Consider the following 18,762-nt stretch of genomic DNA (forward strand, 5'->3'; position numbering starts at 1 on the left):
TACAAGAAAAAATTAACAATAGACCAAGAAAAAGATTTAATTTTGAATCACCAAATTATATGTTTAACCAAAAAGTTGCATTTGTAACTTGAATTCAGCTTATTGGTAAATTTAGTAAATAAAATAATACAAAATAAGAGAATATTTTTTTTTCTTGTAAATTTAAAATAAATTTTTAGGTTGAGTTTTATAATGATTTTTTTAATATTTTTTTCTCAAATTAATTGCATAAAAAAAGTCTCAACATTGTTGAGACTTTTTTTATAATCAATAAAAAAAGATTTATGACTTGTATCTTCTTTCTTTAATTTTAGCTTTTTTACCAGTAAGTTCTCTAAAGTAGTAGATTCTTGCTCTTCTAACTTTACCTCTTTGGTTAACTTCAACTTTTTGTAAAGCTGGTAAATTAACTGGAAATATTCTTTCAACCCCAATTGCACCAGACATTTTACGAATTGTAAAAGTTTCAGTGTTTCCTGAACCTTTTCTTTGAATTACAACTCCTTTAAAAAACTGAGTTCTAGTTTTTTCACCTTCCTTAATTTCGTAATAAACTGTAATTGTGTCTCCAGCTGCGAATTTTGGAAAATCTTTTTTAATAGCAATTTCTTCGTTAACGAATTTCATTAAATCTGCCATGATAATTTCTTTAATTATGGTTTTATATCAGAGCAACATTCACGGTTTTCGCCAGAGGTTAGTCTAAATTTGGTTGCAAATATAAGTATTAATTACCAATCAACAATTAATTATTTGCATTTTTTATTGTCAAATTAATAATTTTAATTGTTCTACAATGTCTTGATTATCAATAATAAAAGGTTTTTTATTTCGAATACTTTCATATAAACTTTCAAAAATTGCATTAAAATTTCCTTTTATTGACGCAATATTTTCAGTAATCATTTCATTATTTAAATTTATATAAGTCAGTTTTCCTTCTTTATTAGGTTTTTCATTGCCAAAATTTTTATCCAAAGGCGATAAACCCTCAACCAATTGATTTTCTTGTTCATCGCAAAAATCTTTTACAAAACTTCCTTTAGTTCCATTTACAACAATTCCTGCTTGACCATTTGCAACAAGCATACTTGCAGTTATAAAAACATTGATTTTCTCTTTAAAAATTAAATGCATAAAAGCAAAATCATCTACTTGAGAATTTTCTCTGTACTTGTTTTTATAGGAATAATGAGAAGTAGGTAGTCCAAAAATTGAAATGGCTTGATCTACTAAATGCGAACCTAAATCATACCAAATGCCACTACTTGGTAACTTATTTTCTTTAAACGATTTTATTCCAATTGCTGGTCTAAACCTATCAAATCGCAAATGCATTTCTATAATTTCGCCAAGTTTTCCACTTTCAATACTATTTTTTGCAGCCATAATATCACTACTAAAACGCCTGTTTTGATAAACAAAAACTTTTTTATTCACACTTTTAGCTAAATCTAAAAGTTCAATAAATTCTTCTGGAGTTGTTGTTGCAGGTTTTTCAATTAAAATATGTTTCCTTGCTTTTAAAGCTAATTTAGCATAGTCAAAATGAGTATTATTTGGAGTATTTACAATTATAAGTTCTATTTTTTCGTCAGACAATAATTCTGAAACTTTCAAATAACTTTTCACATTTGGATAATCATGAATTGCTTTCTGCTCATTTCTTTCTAAAACGGCATAAAATTCAAAACCTCTATTAGTTAGTAAAAACGGAGCATGAAAAACTTTTCCAGACATTCCATAAGCCAATAATGCAGTTACAATAGGTTTTTCCATATTTATAATTCGTGAGAATTCGTGAAATTCGTGTGAAAATTACTCTTCAAGCAAATCTGGACGACGATTTTTAGTATGTTCATATGCCATATCTTCGCGCCATTTATCAATTTTGGCAAAATGTCCACTAGTTAAAACCTCTGGAACTTTCCAACCTTTGTAATCTGCTGGTCTTGTGTAAATTGGACCCGAAAGCAATCCATCTTGAAAACTATCTGTCAATGCCGAAGTTTCATCGCTTAAAACACCAGGAATCAATCTAATTAATGCATCAGATAATACCAAAGCACCAAGTTCTCCACCGCTTAAAACGTAATCGCCTATAGAAATTTCTTTTGTAATAAATTGATCTCTAACACGTTGATCAACACCTTTATAATGTCCACACAAAATAATTATATTTTCTAACATCGACATTGTATTTGCCATTTTCTGGTTTAGCGTTTCGCCATCTGGAGTCATATAAATCACTTCATCGTAGTCGCGTACACTTTTTAAATGCGCAATGCAATCATCAATTGGTTGAATATTCATAACCATTCCAGCGCCACCACCAAACGGATAATCGTCAACACTTTTTTGTTTATTAGTAGTATAATCTCTCAAATTATGAAAATAAACTTCTACCAAACTTTTATCAATGGCACGTTTCATAATCGATGCCTCAAACGGACTTCGCAATAATTCTGGCAAAACGGTAATAATATCTATTCGCATATTTTCTTAAATCTGAAATGCAAAGTTACAAAGTTTTATTTGAAGCTATTTCCAGCTATTCACTTCAATCTTTTTATTTTTTAAAAGAAAAAATAAAAAGGATTTCCGTTGTTATCTGGGCTAGGTTTTTAGTGCTATTTAGATAATTTATTTTTTAGAAGCAAGAATAGAAAACACCATCGGAATTTTATTTCCCAAATGTTTAATTCTAAATTTTCCAGTTTCATATTCTTCGGTTTCGTTAAAGCAATTGTATGGAGAATAATTAAATTCGTTAAAAGAATTCAGTACTAAATCGTTTGATAATAAAGCATTTAAAACTTCCGATGTTGGATGATTCCAAGTGATTGTTTGCGCTTTAATTTCAGAATATCTGTCGGCATAAGTTCCAGATTCATCTTCTACAATAGGTTCAACATTAAAATAACTATAAAAAACTTCTTTAAAATAGTTGTCAAACATCCAAACCACAGGATGAAAGTCTGCCATAATAAATTTTCCGTTAGGTTTTATAAATTGCGAAACTACTTTCGCCCAGTTATCTAAATCTGGTAACCAACCAATCGTACCGTAACTTGTAAAAACTATATCAAATTTTTCGTCTAAAAATTTCGGCGTATCATAAATATCACAACAAATAAAAGTGGCATCGATATTTAATTTATCTGCAAATTCTTTGGCTTTTTCTATAGCTTTATCAGATAAATCAATTCCTGTAACCTTAGCACCAAGTCTTGCTAACGATAATGTGTCTTGACCAAAATGACATTGTAAATGCAAAATTTTCTTGTTAGAAATGTCTCTTAATAATTCTAATTCAATAGCATTTAGTGTTGATTTTCCGTTAAGAAATCCTTCATTATCATAAAAATCAGATGCAATATGAACATCGGTTTTATTGTTCCAAGTTTGTTGATTTATCTTTTTATAATCCTGTATATTTTCCATTTTAATGTTTGTAATGTTAATTAAAACTTATTTTTAAAAATAGTTTTGTTAGTGAAATACTAAAATCCAATTCATTCACATAAATATGTAGGATAAAAATAGTAATTTTGCACCACAAATAAAAAAACCTACTATGGAAAATGGAATATACGCTAAATTCAACACCACACAAGGTGCAATTTTAGTAAAATTAATGCACGATTTAACGCCTGGAACAGTTGGAAACTTCGTTGCATTGGCAGAAGGAAATCTAGAAAATAAAGCTCGTCCACAAGGAACACCTTATTATAATGGATTAAAATTTCATAGAGTTATTCCCGATTTTATGATTCAAGGTGGTTGTCCTCAAGGTCAAGGAACTGGTGGTCCAGGTTACAGTTTTGACGATGAGTTTCATCCAAGTTTAAAGCACAACAAACCAGGAATTCTTGCTATGGCAAATTCTGGTCCAGCTTCTAACGGTTCTCAATTTTATATTACACACGTTCCAACTTCTTGGTTAGATAATAAACATACTGTTTTTGGAGAAGTTGTTGATGGTCAAGATATTGTTGATGCTGTTGCTCAAGGCGATGTTTTAGAAACTTTAGAAATTGTTAGAGTAGGAGAAGAGGCACAAAAATGGAATGCTGTTGAAGCTTTTAGAACATTTGAAGGAAATCGTCAAAAAAAAATCGAAGACGCTAAAAAATTAGGTGAAGCTAAAATGGAAGAATTAGCAGCAGGATTTGACAAAACTGAAAGTGGATTACGTTATAAAATGATTCAAAAAGGTTCTGGAAAAAATGCAGAAAACGGAAAAACAGTTGCAGTTCATTACGAAGGTTCATTAGAAACTGGAAAAGTATTTGATTCTTCTTATCCAAGAAAAAAACCAATCGAATTTAAACTAGGTCAAGGTCAAGTAATAGAAGGTTGGGATGAAGGTATTGCGCTTTTACAAGTTGGCGACAAAGCTCGATTTGTAATTCCATCTCACTTAGCTTATGGCGAAAGTGGCGCTGGTGGCGTAATTCCTCCAAATGCTACTTTGATTTTTGATGTTGAATTAATGGATGTTAGATAAAGTTTAATATTAGAATTACAAAGTACGATATTACAAATACGAAATAATTACTATTTTTAATTTATTAAATTTGAATTTATCCCAAAAGCGAAAGTTTTTGGGATATTTTTTTACATTTACATTCTAATCAACCAAAATATGAGACTTAAGATAACTTTATTTAATATCATAATTTTTGTATTTTTTTCATGCAGTAGTCTTAAAAATACAAAAAATAATGATGTTGTAAAAACTACAGAAGGTGTAAAAAAAGAGAATGTAGTTATAAATCAAATTGCTGAAGATGTTAAAATAGAAGAAACAGTTTCACAAAATTCAGTACCAACTTTGATGGTAATGTTAACGCAACAACAACAATTGGGCAAAGATTTATATGAAAATAAATGTGCCAATTGCCATAATCTATACGATACAAAAACTTTTTCTGACGAACAGTGGAAACCTATTCTTTTAAGAATGCAACTAGAGGCAAATATTGAAGATATTGATAGAGAAAATATATTTACTTATGTTACAATGCAATAAAAAATCGCCTTTGAAATACCAAAGACGATGATTATTAATTGAAATTTATAATTTTTAAACCGTAAATCCATCAGGTAAAACTGTACCTTTTTTCACTACAATTATTCCATCTTTTACTGTAAATAATGGTGTGTTAGCATCTGTTAAATGACTTCCACCATTCAGTTTTACATCATTTCCTATTCTGCAATTTTTATCGACAATCGTATTATTTATAAAACAACGTTCGCCAATTCCGATATTAATTATATGATGTGAATAATTATTACTTAGTTCTTCAATATTCTGATAAAAATCGTTACCCATTAAATACGAGTTAGTTATGATGGAGTCTTTGCCAATTCTGCTACGAATTCCTATAACAGAATGTTCAATTTTTGTTCCATTAATAATACAACCTTCGGCAACTACAGATTTATCAAAGCTTGAATTTCCTGTAATTTTAGATGGTGGTAAAACTCTGGCACGTGTATAAATTTTACTTGAATTATCAAATAAATTAAACTTCGGAATTTCATCTGTTAATCCTAAATTAGCTTCGAAAAATGAATCTATATTTCCAATATCCGTCCAATATCCTTCATATTGATAACTCAATATCTTTTGTTTTCCAATGGCTTGCGGAATAATTTCTTTACCAAAATCTTTAGTATCTGGATTAGACATTAACTCGACCAATAATTCTCTGTTAAAAATATAAATTCCCATTGAAGCCAAATAATGCTTGCCTTCATTTTTAGATTCTTCGCTTACTTCTGAAGTCCAATTTGGCAATAAATCTGCATTTGGTTTTTCTATAAATGAAGTTATAAAATTCTCAGAATCGGTTTTTAAAATCCCAAATTCTGGCGCTTCTTTTGCATTTACAGGCAACGTTGCAATAGAAATTGTTGCGCCACTTTTTTCGTGCGCTGCAATCATTTCGTTAAAATTCATTTGATACAATTGATCGCCAGATAAAATCAGTGCATAATCAAATTCGTGATTCATAAAATGTGTCATACATTGTCGCACTGCATCGGCTGTTCCTTGAAACCAAGTTGGGTTATCTGGAGTTTGTTCTGCTGCCAAAATATCAACAAAAGCTGTACTAAAATGACTAAAATGATACGTATTCTTAATGTGTTGATTTAGCGAAGCCGAATTAAATTGTGTCAATACAAACATTCTTTTTATATCAGAATTGATACAATTAGAAATAGGAATATCTACCAAACGATACTTTCCAGCAATGGGAACAGCAGGTTTTGAACGACTTTCTGTTAATGGTGCTAATCTCGAACCTTGTCCGCCACCAAGAATTATGGCTAATGTTGTTTTGTTCATAATTTAATTCATTAAAGATTTGTAAACAGCAATATATTCTTGCGCAACTAAGTTCCAAGAATGGTCAATTTGCATTGCAGTTTTTATTGTATTTTGATGTTTTTGTTTGTCTAAAAATAAGTCAATTGCTCTTGTTACAGAATGATTTATGTCAAATAAAGTTACATTATCGTGGCAAATTCCAAATCCGCCATCGCCAATATCTATAACAGTATCTTTTAATCCTCCAGTTCGTCTCACAATTGGAATTGTTCCATAACGCAACGCGTACATTTGATTCAATCCGCAAGGTTCAACTCGTGATGGCATTAGTAAAAAATCGGCTCCTGCATAAATAATATGTGCCAGTTTTTCGTTGTAACCAATGTAACAATTGTAGTTTCCAACGTATTTAGATTTTAAATTTTCAAATTGATTTTCTAAAGTTGTATCGCCAGAACCTAAAATTAAAACATTTATTTGATTTGGATTTCTATATAAAATTATATCGCTTAATTCAGGCAATAATTCTGCTCCTTTTTCGTGAACCAATCTTCCTATAAAAGTAAAAAGTGGTTTTGTAATGTCTAAATTAAATTCGTCACAAAGAAATTTTTTATTTTCTAATTTTCCTTTTTCAAATGCTGATAATTTATAATTAGAAGCTAACATTTCATCCGTTTCTGGATTCCAAACTTGTGTGTCAATTCCGTTTAAAATACCAATAGATTTTGGTCTTTCATATCGTAATAAATTTTCCAATCCGTTTGCCGAATGGCTAATTTCTTCTAAGTAACTTGGCGAAACAGTTGTAATTTTCCAAGCACATTTTATGGCTGATGCTAATGGATTTATGATATTGTTCCATTCTAAAAAACCAATTTTAGAACTATGAAATTCTGGTAAATAATGCATTTTATCAAATGAAAACCAACCTTGATATTGACCATTGTGAATTGTTAAAACCGTTGGAACCGATTTTAATTGCTCATATTTATAACAATTTTGAACCATAAACGGAATCAATCCAGTGTGATGATCGTGGCAATGAAGAATATCTGGAATTTGATTGGTTTCTGTAAGCCAATTTAAAAAGGCAATTTGAAAAGCTGTAAATCGTTCTGTATCATCTTCATACGAATAAATATTTGGTCTATCAAACAATTGTGGAATTGCAACTAAATACAATTCGAAACCCAATTTATTAGTGCGTTCTTTTAAAATGGAATAATTAAATTCAAACCAACCCATTTTAAAATTACCTTGATGAACTGATTCAAACTGATTTTCGTTGGTAAATTTATTATCATAACCAGGAATTACAACTTTAGCAGTTTGACCAGCTTGGTTTAAATATTTGGGCAAAGCACCAACAACATCAGCCAATCCGCCAACTTTTGCAACAGGAAAACATTCGGCACTTATGTGAAAAATTGTCATTTAAACTAAGATTTTTTATTTGAAGGAAAAAAGAATTATTTACAATTGGTTTTTAGCCAAATTACAAAAAAAATGTTGTTTTATTATTTTTAGTTAGAATATTTTATAATTTAGTAAAAATTAATTTACAAGATGCAATGAGAACACTAAATCAATGGTTTGATGAATATGCTGTAAGCCATCAAAATCCTAAAAATAAATCCATTCATTACATTTGTGTTCCAGCAATATTCTTTTCAATTGTTGGTTTGTTAATGAGTATTCCAAATCAGTTATTAAGCAATTTATTTTCATTTAATATTCCAATTATAGAGAATTGGGCAGTTGTATTTTTAATATTCGCATTATTATTTTATATCAGATTATCGATAATAATGGCTTTAAAAATTGCGCTTTTTTCTGTAATATGTTTGCTGCTGAATTATTATATTGGAACAGTTATTCCTTTATGGATCTTTTCATTAGTAGTTTTTGCAATTGCTTGGATTGGACAATTTTACGGACACGAAATTGAAGGTAAAAAACCATCTTTTCTTAAAGATTTGCAGTTTTTATTGATTGGTCCAGCTTGGGTTTTGGATAATTTATTTACAAAAAAATAGTTTTATGCTAAACCATAACGATTTTGAGAAAGTAGAAATGCGAATAGGAACAATTTTAGAAGTTTCTAATTTTCTAGAAGCACGTAAACCTGCTTATCAAATAGTTATTGATTTTGGAGCAGTAATTGGAATTAAAAAATCGTCTGCGCAAATAACTAAAAGATATCAAAAAGAAGATTTAATTGGCAAGCAAATAATTGCAGTTGTAAATTTTCCTAAGAAACAAATTGGTAAATTTATGAGTGAGTGTCTAGTTTTAGGTTCAGTAAATAACGATGATATTGTGCTTTTAACATCAGATTTTAAAGTAGAAAACGGATTAAGAATTGGATAATTATACTTCTAATGCTGTAATTTTTTTAGCTTCTAAAACTTCATATTTATTGTGAATCATTAAAATTAAAACTCCAAAAACTACTGCTACAACTATCAAAATTGTATTTAAAAAACCTTCTGTTCCAAAAGAAAGTTTAATTAATATTGTAGAAATTATAAAACCCGAATTTCGAATTACCTTGCTAAATTTATCTGATATAAAGAAAGAAACCAGCAAAAGTAAGACTTCAATTAAAATTAAAATGGTAAAAAATTCGTCAAAGAAAATTTTATTAATGTCTTTAATATTTCTTACCATTTGTGAAATATTAAAACTCTCATAAATCCAACTTCCTAAACTATAGATTGATAGAACCAAAAAAATTGGAATTAAAATCATTGCAATAACTTTTTTAAAATCTATAAATTTAGTTACTTCAACCGATTTTTGAATAATTGCTTTGCTTATTTCATTGGTTCTGTTAAGTTTATAAAAAATAAATATTAAATAAAACAGTACTAATGTTGCAAGTAAATCTGTTGCAAATAATATATTTTCTTTGGCAGAAAACCAATCTTCTTTAAATTTTAAAGAAGTTAAATCTTTAAATATTCTTCGTATTATAATTAAAGTAATAATTTCATACTGTTTCCCTATATAAATTGTGGTAGACTTGGGTAAATAATACACTAAAAGATACACTTCATATATAAGTATAAACGAAAATGGTGTGTAAATAGAAGAAATTGGATTGTTTAGGAATCTAGAACTTGTGTGCAGATTTATAACTTTAAAATCTACTAATAAAATTAAACTTAAATGTAAAATAAAACTAATTATTGCGATGGATACAAATACAATTTCTGTTTTTTTCTTAGTTTTTTCAGATAATAATTTTGCGTAAAAATAATTAAAATAGGTAAAATTTTCATTCATAATTATTTCTATAAAGTTTAATTTATAAAATTAATTAAAAAAATCCTCAATTAAATTTATATTTGAGGATTTAACTATTGTTTAGTTATTTATTTAGATTTACTTAGTGTTCTTATGTTATTTATTGTGAAAATTATAAACAGAACTGGAATAATAATTTTAAACAATTTAAATTCTTCAAAAATTAAATTTGTTGCAATTATAAAAATCCAAAAAAACAGAAATACATAGTTAATATGCAATCTATATTTTTGAAAAAATTCTAAAAAATTATTCATTAAACTATTTTTTAAATATCATCAAACTCAATATCTGTAAAGCTTTTATCAAGTTTTGGAGCATCATCACTTGCATCGTTAAAACTTTCTTTCTTAAAATCTTTTACATGTCTTTCAGATATTACTTCTTCGCCTTTATTGTTTAAAACATACGAAGTCATTTCGGTTAAAATGTCTTGAAATGCATTAAAATCTTCTTTGTAAAGATAAATTTTATGTTTTTTAAAATGAAACGATCCATCTTCTTCGGTAAACTTTTTACTTTCGGTAATGGTTATGTAATAATCGTCGGCTTTGGTTGCTCTAACGTCAAAAAAGTAAGTTCTTCGACCTGCTCTTAAAACTTTAGAAAAAATCTCGTCTTTTTCTAATAAATCATTTTCTCTCATTTTCGTTCTATCAATTGGTTAGTTTGTTAAACCAAAAATCATAAAATATTTTCTACAAAACAAATATTAATTCAATTCTTTTTCTGAAAGTTGTTTATAATATAACTCTTTATAATATCCATCTTGGTTTACCAATTGATTATGAGAACCTTGTTGCAAAATTTTACCTTCGTCTAGAATAATTATTTTATCTGCATTTTTAACAGATGAAACTCTGTGACTAACAATTATGGTAGTTTTATCTTTTGTAAATTCTAATAAATTATTTAAAATTTGTTCTTCGGTTTCAGTATCAACAGCCGAAAGACAATCGTCTAAAAGTACTATTTGCGGATTTTTTATAATTGCTCTTGCTATAGAAACTCGTTGTTTTTGTCCACCAGAAAGTGTAATACCACGTTCACCTAAAATAGTTTCGTACTGCTTGTTAAAATGTATAATATTGTTATGAACTACTGCTTTTTTTGCTGCTTCAATTACTTCTTCATCTGATGCATTTTCTTTCCCAAACTTGATATTATTTTTTATAGAATCTGAAAATAAGAAAGCATCTTGCGGAACAATTCCAATGCTGTTTCTTAAATCGGATAAATTTAGTTTAGAAAGTACTTTTCCATCAACAAATATTTCTCCATTTTTAACATCATACAATCTTGTAATTAATGATAAAATACTTGATTTTCCTGAACCAGTTTTACCTAAAATGGCCAATGTTTCACCTTTATTTACTTTAAATGAAATAGAATTTAATGCTTTAATATTAGTGTCATCATAAGTAAAACTAACATTTTTAAATTCTATTTCTCCGTTTATAACTGAATGTTGAGTTGCATTATTTTTAATTTCTGGTTCAATTTTCAAGAACTCATTAATACGTTTTTGAGATGCTTCTGCTTCTTGAATCATTGAGGAAACCCAACCAATAGATGCAACCGGCCAAGTTAGCATATTTACATATAAAATAAATTCGGCAATCGTCCCAATACTTTTTATAGTTCCATCAATATACATCATTCCGCCAAAATAAATTACAACCAAGTTACTCACACCAATTAACGTAATCATTAATGGTCCAAAAAGCGATTGTACTCTTGCCAAACTCATACTTTTTTCTTTGCTTTCGTTGGCCAAGTTCGTAATGTTATTTTGATTTTGTTTTTCTAATGAGTATGCTTTTATAACTCTAATTCCAGAAAATACTTCTTGTGTAAAACTTGAAATTTTAGATAAATATTGCTGAAAAATAGTACTTCGTTTATTAATTTCTACGCTTAATTTAAAAATAATATATGATAATAGTGGAAGTGGAAGCAAGGTATAAAGTGTTAATCTAGGCGAAACATTGTACATATATATAATAACAATTCCAAAACGAATTATTGTATTTATGGTATACATTACTGCTGGACCAACGTACATTCTAACTTTTCCAACGTCTTCACTTATTCTGTTCATTAAATCGCCAGTTCTACTTTTTTTATAGAAATTTTGATCTAAATTTTCATATTGCTTAAAAATTTCATTTTTTAAATCGAATTCTACATGACGCGACATTACAATTAAGGTTTGACGCATTAAAAAAGTAAGAAATCCTGCAATTATTGTAGTTCCAATAATTAATAAAATATTTTCTATTAATCCATTTTTAATAAGTTCAATTGCTCCAGTGGTTTTATGAGATTCTTCAATAGCTTTAAACGATTTACTTATAAGTTTAGGAGTGTAAAGTGCGAAAATTTGTGCGATAATTGTAATAACGATTCCAAGTAAAAATCGGTATTTATATTTGACAAAATATTTATTCAAATATTGTAATTCTTTCATCTTTTTTTAAAAATGTGTTTTAATATTTAGTATTTGATGTTAAAAAGAATAGTTTAATGCAATTTTATTTTATTCAGTAAAAACTATTTTTATTAACAATTTGCTAAATTAATTTAAATTAAGTGAGTTATTTTGAATAAAAACATAAATTTGTATTGACTTATTGATAAAGTCGCAACTAAAATTACATTTATGACTTCAGAAATCACTAGTGCAAAAGAGCTTCAAAAAATGGATCCAGTCTTTGGACAACTATCATTTGACAATCACGAGCAAATTGTTTTTTGCAACGACAAAGATACTGGATTAAAAGCAATTATAGGTATTCATAACTCAATTTTAGGTCCAGCTTTAGGCGGAACAAGAATGTGGAATTACGCCAACGAATGGGAAGCTTTGAATGATGTTTTACGACTTTCTAGAGGAATGACATACAAATCTGCCATTACAGGATTAAATCTTGGTGGTGGAAAAGCAGTTATTATTGGTGATGCTAAAACTCAAAAAACACCTGAGTTAATGCGTAAGTTTGGAGAATTTGTACATTCATTATCTGGTAGATACATTACAGCAGAAGATATGGGAATGGAAACCAAAGATATGGACACAGTTAGAGATGTAACACCTTATGTTACAGGAATTTCTGAATCTCGTGGTGGTTCTGGTAATCCATCGCCAGTTACAGCTTTTGGAGTTTATATGGGAATGAAAGCTGCCGCAAAATATCAATTTGGATCTGATAAACTTGATGGAAAAAAAATATTAGTACAAGGAATTGGTCACGTAGGAGAAACTCTTGTAGATTATTTAACTAAAGAAGGTGCGTTGGTTCAAATTTCTGATATTAACGAAAGTAGATTATCTGACGTTAGTGCTAAATATGGAGCTACAATTTTTACAGGAAACGATTTATATGCTGCCGATGTAGATATTTATTCGCCTTGCGCACTTGGAGCAACAATTAATGACGATACAGTTTATAGAATTAATGCTAAAGTAATTGCTGGCGCTGCAAATAATCAATTGGCAAATGAAAATGTTCACGGACCAATTTTGCAAGAAAGAGGTATAGTTTATGCTCCAGATTTTTTAATAAATGCTGGCGGAATTATTAATGTTTATGCAGAAATTGCTCATTATGATAAAGCAGAATCTATGCGTAGAACCGAAAATATTTATAATACAACATTAGAGATTTTTGATTATGCTGATAAAAACAAATTAACACCACAAAAAGCTGCCATGGCAATTGCCGAAAACAGAATTGAAGAAAGAAAAAAAGAAAACGCTAAATAAATAGCTCTTTAAAAAAATAGTTTTATTTTTGCAGACCGAAAGAAAAATCTTTCGGTCTGTTATTTTATAATAATTCAATAAAAGTTCTTACCAGTGTTAAACCGACGACATATTCGAGTTAAAGTGATGCAATCTATCTATGCAATGCATCAAAGTGGTTCAGACAATCTTGAAAAACAAGAAAAATTTTTACAAGCCAGCATCGAAAACATCTTAGATTTATATTTAGTTATGATGTCTGCCATAATAGAACTTAGAAATAGAGAAATTAATTTTATTGAATTGTCTAAAAATAAGCATCTTGCAACTCCAGAAGATAAAAATCCTAACCTTAAATTTGTTTCCAATCCTATTTTAATTTCTTTGTCAGAAAGTAATGCTTTGAGTGTTGCATTTGAAAACAGAAAAATTAATAATTTTCAAGTAAATGACGATGCCATTTTATACTTGCTCCAAGACGTAAAAGAAAGTGACTTATTCATCAATTATATGTTTAAAAAGGAAAGTACTTTTAAAGAAGATCGATTTTTTATTGCCGATTTATTCAGTGAAGTAATTGCACCTAATGATAAATTTTACTCTTATCTTGAAGATTTTAAATTAACTTGGGTTGATGATATTCCGTTAGTGAATACAGAAATTTTGAGGCAATTAAAACAAATTGATAATAGTGAAGACGATTTAGTTAAGCTACCAAAAGTATATAAAGATACTGAGGATAAAGAGTTTTCTATAACATTGTTTAGAAAAACAATTTTAAACGAAGATAAACTTTCTAAAGAGTTTATAGATAAAACACCCAATTGGGATATTGATAGAATTGCTGAAGTAGATACCATAATTATAAAAATGGCAATTTGCGAAATATTAAATTTTCCTTCAATTCCAATAAAAGTTACACTTAATGAATATTTGGAAATTGCCAAAGAATATTCAACTCCTAAAAGTAGTATTTTTATAAACGGAATTTTAGACAGTTTAGTAAAATCGTTTGAAAGTGAAGATAGAATTAAAAAAATAGGAAGAGGTTTAATGTAAATTTAAATAACATGAAAAATAAATTTTTAATACTATCGGTTTTATTAGCAACTTGTTTTAGTTCTTGTAAAAAAGCAGCAACTAGTTTAGATAATAACGTAGAAAATGCTTCAACAACTGAAATTCCACTTACTGAAACTCCAGTTGTAGAAACTCCACAAATTGAAAATACTGAAGATACAACTAAGGTTACAAAAAGTACAGAAATGACTTTTGAAAAAGTGGAGCATAATTTTGGTAAAATTAAACAAGGTGATAAAGTTGATTATAATTTTAAATTTAAAAATACTGGAACTGCTGATTTAATTATTTCTAGCGCTAAAGGTTCTTGCGGTTGTACAATTCCAGAATATCCAAAACAAGCAGTAAAACCAGGCGAATCTGGAGAAATAAAAGTTTCTTTTAACTCTGACGGAAAATCTGGAGAGCAATCTAAAACAGTTTCTATATTTGCTAATACAGTAAAAGGAACAGAGATTTTAACAATAAAAGCATCAATTACTAAATAATAATTTTAAAAATTAAAATAATGAACGATTACATTTTACCATTACAATTAGTAGCATTATTTGCTGTAATTTACTTTTTTATGATTCGTCCTTCTCAAAATAAATTAAAAAAAGAGAAAGAATTTGAAACAAGTTTAAAAGTTGGAGACAAGATAATTACTAAGAGTGGTTTTCACGGAAAAGTAACAGAAATAGCAGAAACTACAGTTGTAATTGAAACTATGTCTGGAAAATTAAAGATTGAAAAATCGGCAATTTCTAATGAAATGAGTGCTATATTGAACAAGAAAGCTTAGAGAAGTTTTTGAAAAGTTTAAGAGTTTAAAAAGGTTTAAGAGTTTAAAAAAGTTTAAAAAAGTTTAAAAGTTTAAAAAGGTTTAAAGTTTAATTTTTTAAATATCATCTTAATATAGAATTTAAAAATGCATTGAAATTTTTTAGTTTTAATGCATTTTTCAATTTAAAATAAAATCAATTATGTAGTAATTGTCAGTCTGAGCTTGTCGAAGACTTTTTGTTTTGTAAACATTTATTCACTTGTAAAACATCAATAAATAAAATATAAATTTAAGCTTTTCGAAATTTTTTTAGAATAATTTTTTAGTTTTAATTTTAAAGCTTTATTCCTTTAAATTTAAAAGTTTGTTTCTAATGGTTTCAAAATGTTCCCAAGGAATAAAATGATTGGCGTTTTTTATAGATAAAACCTCAATAGATTTTGCGTTTATAAATTCCCAAGCTCTGCAAAGTCATCTAATAATTTTAATTTATCAAACAACTACTAATGCTCCGCAAAGTGTCCTCACTTTGAGGCGTAACATAAATAAAATTTAATAAATTAATTTATTTTTATTTAAAACATTAAATATTTTTTAACTAACCTCAAAGACAGGAGTCTTTGCGGAGCTTTGGCTCTAAATTTTCAATTAAATATTCTACATCTTCTTTTTCATCATATCCTGTAAGAATAGTTGCTATTGTTAAGGATTGATTAGTGTTTGATGAAATTGAATCACAAAAATAATGTATATTTCCTTGTGGAGTTAATACTCTACTGAAAGTTAAATTAAATTCTTCTCGTCTAGTCATTTTAACCTTGTAAAAAATTTCTCCATGCCTCTACAATTATTTTAAAATGCTGGGTAGGCAATACATAATCAGGAGTAATATTATTATCATTATCCCATTCGTCTGCATTTTTATACAATTTAGTTTGCGATGCTGTAGCAATAATCAAATAGGAACTTTGTGTAGGAATTCCAACTTCTAATCCATTTATAGTTATTGCATCATTAATTTCATTAAGTAAATAATCAACTAATTGTATGTAATAATGGTCATTAATACAACCTGTCAATATACCATTAACAGAAATTATCTGTTTACCAATATTATTTCTATTAATTAATTGTATTTTGTAATCTGTAAGTATGCTCATGTTTTATTTTTTTATAATTGTGGACAAACTGTTCTCATAACTTCTTGTGGGGTATTAATATTATCAATACACAATATTAATTTTTTCCCAAGCTCTGCAAAGTGTTCTTAATAAAAAAAATTGAAACAACTACGGAGCTGCGCAAATGTCTCCTGACTTTGCGCCACATTATTTGACATATTTGATACATTTTAAAATTAAATTATAACTCATACTATTTATAATAGGAGTTTGAACTATTTCAGTATTAATAATTACATTATTATTAACATAGTTTGACAGTGCCATTTAAATATTAAGTATAAATTTAATAAAATAATCACAAATTACAATACAACAATCATTTAATAAAACGATTTGATTATTTTTAAAGGTATTTTTACAAATTTGCGTAATCATTGTTTTAAAATTGCAATACTTTGTTGTGTAAATTTTAAAAAAAAATATTACTTAAAATAAACAAATAAAAGACCACAAAATAGCAGTCTTTTTTAAATATAAATAAACAGTTTCTTTTATAAAACCGATTTCAATGAATCGTTCATACTTCTTGCAGCATTGGCACTTTTAGAAAACAATATTTTTTCTGAGTAGTTTAAATTATTCCTTTAAATTTAAAAGTTTGTTTCTTATGGTTTCAAAATGTTCCCAAGGAATAAAATGGTTGGCATTTTTTATAGATAAAACTTCCATAGATTTTGCGTTTATAAATTCTCTTTCAATAAACGGAACATTACTATACGGAACCAAATCATCGAGTGTACCATGAATAACTAACACATTGGTAGTAATTTTTTTTAAATTGGGTTGCATGTTTATTAAGTCTTGTTTTAACCACCAAAGCTCATCATTTGCTGGTCGTAATGCTCCAGGAATTATATACCTTATTGGTTTGGACATAATTATTTTGCGCCATTTTTCTGGAGTTTCTGCATTTGGATCTATTGCGCCAGCTAAAATAATTAGTTGTTTGTAGGCATTTGGTTTATCAATAGCCATTTTTACAATTGCTGGTCCGCCATAGGAATGACCAATTAAATAAATGTTTTTTCCATTACTTAATTTTTCTACAAATTTTTCAAGAACTTTGGCTTGCGAATACAAATTTTGTGCTTTTCCAAAATCACTGTAACCAAAACCTGGTCTATCTACAGCAATCATTCTGTATTTTTTTAAAAGTAACGAATCTTTTAAATAGGTTTTAAAATTATCCCAACTTCCTGGCGAACCATGAACAAATAATACTATTGGATTGTTTTTATTTCCTGTTGCAATAAAATGAACTTTGTTTAAACCAATTGTAATTGTAGAATCTAAATAGGATATTTTAGAATTTTCAAAAAAAGTTTTAGTTTTAGACGTACTTGTTCGCATTGTCATACAAGATTGACATGTTAAAAGATAAATTAGAGTTAAACTAAAAAGAAGTACTTTAATTTTGTTATTCATAATGTAAGTCATAGTTACTTTTTATATTTATCGTTTAAACCTATATTTTGAAGTATCATTGGAATGATTTTTTCAGCTCTAGTAATTTTAGTTTTTTCTTGTTTTGCGTCTTCAATGTATTCTAAAAAATCGTTTTGTTTGGCAGTTGAAAGCTTATTAAATAGTAGTTTTAACTCAGAATTAGTTGCTAAAATGTTTTCAAAAAAAGGAGATTTTATTTTTTCTTTCTTTTGTATTGGAATTGTTTTTCCTAAATTTTCATTTTCAATTGCTTCTTGGATGTAGTTTAAAATTTGAACTTCATTTATTTCGTTTTTAGATGTAAAACGCCATTGTCGTAAGCTTTTTGTAACTCCTTCATTGGCATTTACCAAAATATTTAAATTGTCTTTTAAGAAAACTCCATTATAAAACCATAGAGTAAAAAAGTTTTTAAAACCTCCAATTCCAACTACATTTTTATTGTTTATGGTATACACATTTCCACCCCATTTTATGGTTTTAACTAATTGTGTTTTACCAATAATGGTTTCAATAATTTGCAATTCTTCTTGCCAAGTATTGACTTTGTCCCAAGTATGTTTTTCTGACATAATTTATTTTTAGTGCAATACGATTGAGTTTTAGCCCTGATGGGAAAGGATACCGATGATTATCGGTAGAAATGGACAGCAGGAATAGGGTTTGCTAAAATGCCCGAGCCATTCGCTACGGATATTGATCAGCATAAATGCTAATTATTTAAAAACTATTTTTTCTTTTTTTTAGTTTTTTCAGTTTTACTAAAATCGGTTGTTGCTGTTAATTCTGCAATTTTTACAATTACATCAATTGCTTTTTGCATACTTTCTACCGGAACATACTCATATTTTCCGTGAAAATTGTGTCCGCCAGCAAAAATATTTGG

The 18,762-nt window shown here is 28.0% G+C and carries 21 protein-coding genes and 1 pseudogene; 8 read left to right on the forward strand and 14 right to left on the reverse strand.

The annotated features are described in order from the left end of the window. Positions 1-282: 282 nt before the first annotated feature. The 4 genes from rplS to ACH2BC_RS08465 form a co-directional block, all read right to left on the reverse strand. A complete protein-coding gene (gene rplS, locus ACH2BC_RS08450; RefSeq protein ID WP_395053556.1) occupies positions 283-639 on the reverse strand; it encodes a 50S ribosomal protein L19 in 357 nt (118 codons plus the stop codon). Positions 640-768: 129 nt separating this feature from the next. After that, positions 769-1,779 (reverse strand): Gfo/Idh/MocA family oxidoreductase, encoded by a 1,011-nt coding sequence (locus ACH2BC_RS08455; protein WP_395053557.1) that lies wholly within the window; start codon positions 1,777-1,779, stop codon positions 769-771. Between the two features lie 39 nt (positions 1,780-1,818). Beyond that, entirely contained in the window at positions 1,819-2,496 is a 678-nt protein-coding gene (gene trmD, locus ACH2BC_RS08460; RefSeq protein WP_395053558.1) for a tRNA (guanosine(37)-N1)-methyltransferase TrmD, read from the reverse strand. A 147-nt stretch (positions 2,497-2,643) separates the two neighbouring features. Further along, positions 2,644-3,444, reverse strand: a complete 801-nt coding sequence (locus ACH2BC_RS08465) for a class I SAM-dependent methyltransferase (RefSeq protein WP_395053559.1) — start codon at positions 3,442-3,444, stop codon at positions 2,644-2,646. Positions 3,445-3,577: 133 nt separating this feature from the next. On the opposite strand from ACH2BC_RS08465, the gene ACH2BC_RS08470 reads away from it, so the two are divergent. Both ACH2BC_RS08470 and ACH2BC_RS08475 read left to right on the forward strand, forming a co-directional pair. Continuing rightward, the gene (locus tag ACH2BC_RS08470; protein WP_395053560.1) at positions 3,578-4,510 is read left to right on the forward strand and encodes a peptidylprolyl isomerase; all 933 of its coding nucleotides are present in this window, start codon (positions 3,578-3,580) and stop codon (positions 4,508-4,510) included. Between the two features lie 138 nt (positions 4,511-4,648). Then, entirely contained in the window at positions 4,649-5,035 is a 387-nt protein-coding gene (locus tag ACH2BC_RS08475) for a hypothetical protein (RefSeq protein ID WP_395053561.1), read from the forward strand. 54 nt (positions 5,036-5,089) lie between these two features. On the opposite strand, the gene ACH2BC_RS08480 is transcribed toward ACH2BC_RS08475, so the two are convergent. Together ACH2BC_RS08480 and ACH2BC_RS08485 are read right to left on the reverse strand one after the other, a co-directional pair. Further along, the gene (locus ACH2BC_RS08480; RefSeq protein ID WP_395053562.1) at positions 5,090-6,361 is read right to left on the reverse strand and encodes a glucose-1-phosphate adenylyltransferase; all 1,272 of its coding nucleotides are present in this window, start codon (positions 6,359-6,361) and stop codon (positions 5,090-5,092) included. Between the two features lie 3 nt (positions 6,362-6,364). Beyond that, positions 6,365-7,780 carry a glycogen synthase gene (locus ACH2BC_RS08485; RefSeq protein ID WP_395053563.1) on the reverse strand — a complete coding sequence of 472 codons (1,416 nt, stop codon included), beginning with the start codon at positions 7,778-7,780 and terminating at the stop codon, positions 6,365-6,367. Between the two features lie 137 nt (positions 7,781-7,917). Here ACH2BC_RS08485 and ACH2BC_RS08490 point away from each other — a divergent pair, with 137 nt between their 5' ends. Next, complete coding sequence (locus tag ACH2BC_RS08490) at positions 7,918-8,382, forward strand: DUF962 domain-containing protein (RefSeq protein ID WP_395053564.1); 465 nt, start codon at positions 7,918-7,920, stop codon at positions 8,380-8,382. 4 nt (positions 8,383-8,386) lie between these two features. Continuing rightward, positions 8,387-8,716, forward strand: coding sequence for a tRNA-binding protein (locus ACH2BC_RS08495; RefSeq protein ID WP_395053565.1), 330 nt, complete (start codon positions 8,387-8,389; stop codon positions 8,714-8,716). Here ACH2BC_RS08495 and ACH2BC_RS08500 read toward each other — a convergent pair whose 3' ends face one another. The 3 genes from ACH2BC_RS08500 to ACH2BC_RS08510 form a co-directional block, all read right to left on the reverse strand. Further along, complete coding sequence (locus ACH2BC_RS08500; protein WP_395053566.1) at positions 8,717-9,634, reverse strand: hypothetical protein; 918 nt, start codon at positions 9,632-9,634, stop codon at positions 8,717-8,719. It abuts the gene before it with no gap. Positions 9,635-9,923: 289 nt separating this feature from the next. Next, on the reverse strand, positions 9,924-10,301 hold the full coding sequence (locus ACH2BC_RS08505; protein ID WP_395053567.1) for a PUR family DNA/RNA-binding protein: 378 nt from the start codon (positions 10,299-10,301) through the stop codon (positions 9,924-9,926). A gap of 66 nt (positions 10,302-10,367) precedes the next feature. Beyond that, positions 10,368-12,125 carry an ABC transporter ATP-binding protein gene (locus ACH2BC_RS08510; RefSeq protein ID WP_395053568.1) on the reverse strand — a complete coding sequence of 586 codons (1,758 nt, stop codon included), beginning with the start codon at positions 12,123-12,125 and terminating at the stop codon, positions 10,368-10,370. Between the two features lie 192 nt (positions 12,126-12,317). Between ACH2BC_RS08510 and ACH2BC_RS08515 the strand changes: the two genes are divergently transcribed. The 4 genes from ACH2BC_RS08515 (at position 12,318) to yajC (ending at position 15,264) form a co-directional block, all read left to right on the forward strand. Continuing rightward, positions 12,318-13,421: a Glu/Leu/Phe/Val dehydrogenase gene (locus ACH2BC_RS08515; RefSeq protein ID WP_395053569.1), complete on the forward strand. Its 1,104-nt coding sequence runs from the start codon at positions 12,318-12,320 to the stop codon at positions 13,419-13,421. 126 nt (positions 13,422-13,547) lie between these two features. Continuing rightward, the gene (nusB, locus tag ACH2BC_RS08520; protein WP_395053570.1) at positions 13,548-14,459 is read left to right on the forward strand and encodes a transcription antitermination factor NusB; all 912 of its coding nucleotides are present in this window, start codon (positions 13,548-13,550) and stop codon (positions 14,457-14,459) included. Positions 14,460-14,470: 11 nt separating this feature from the next. Continuing rightward, positions 14,471-14,968, forward strand: a complete 498-nt coding sequence (locus ACH2BC_RS08525) for a DUF1573 domain-containing protein (RefSeq protein WP_395053571.1) — start codon at positions 14,471-14,473, stop codon at positions 14,966-14,968. A gap of 20 nt (positions 14,969-14,988) precedes the next feature. Next, positions 14,989-15,264: a preprotein translocase subunit YajC gene (gene yajC, locus ACH2BC_RS08530; RefSeq protein WP_395053572.1), complete on the forward strand. Its 276-nt coding sequence runs from the start codon at positions 14,989-14,991 to the stop codon at positions 15,262-15,264. A 586-nt stretch (positions 15,265-15,850) separates the two neighbouring features. Here yajC and ACH2BC_RS08535 read toward each other — a convergent pair. The 5 genes and pseudogenes from ACH2BC_RS08535 to ACH2BC_RS08555 form a co-directional block, all read right to left on the reverse strand. Next, complete coding sequence (locus ACH2BC_RS08535; protein ID WP_395053573.1) at positions 15,851-16,057, reverse strand: hypothetical protein; 207 nt, start codon at positions 16,055-16,057, stop codon at positions 15,851-15,853. Position 16,058: 1 nt separating this feature from the next. Further along, complete coding sequence (locus tag ACH2BC_RS08540; RefSeq protein ID WP_395053574.1) at positions 16,059-16,406, reverse strand: hypothetical protein; 348 nt, start codon at positions 16,404-16,406, stop codon at positions 16,059-16,061. Between the two features lie 600 nt (positions 16,407-17,006). Next, a complete protein-coding gene (locus ACH2BC_RS08545) occupies positions 17,007-17,786 on the reverse strand; it encodes an alpha/beta fold hydrolase (RefSeq protein ID WP_395053575.1) in 780 nt (259 codons plus the stop codon). An 83-nt stretch (positions 17,787-17,869) separates the two neighbouring features. Beyond that, positions 17,870-18,448, reverse strand: coding sequence for a YdeI family protein (locus ACH2BC_RS08550; RefSeq protein ID WP_395053576.1), 579 nt, complete (start codon positions 18,446-18,448; stop codon positions 17,870-17,872). A gap of 155 nt (positions 18,449-18,603) precedes the next feature. After that, positions 18,604-18,762 (reverse strand): annotated as a pseudogene (locus ACH2BC_RS08555) (peptidase T); the annotation flags it as partial.

Source organism: Flavobacterium sp., from assembly GCF_043760115.1.
Classification (GTDB): Bacteria; Bacteroidota; Bacteroidia; order Flavobacteriales; family Flavobacteriaceae; genus Flavobacterium.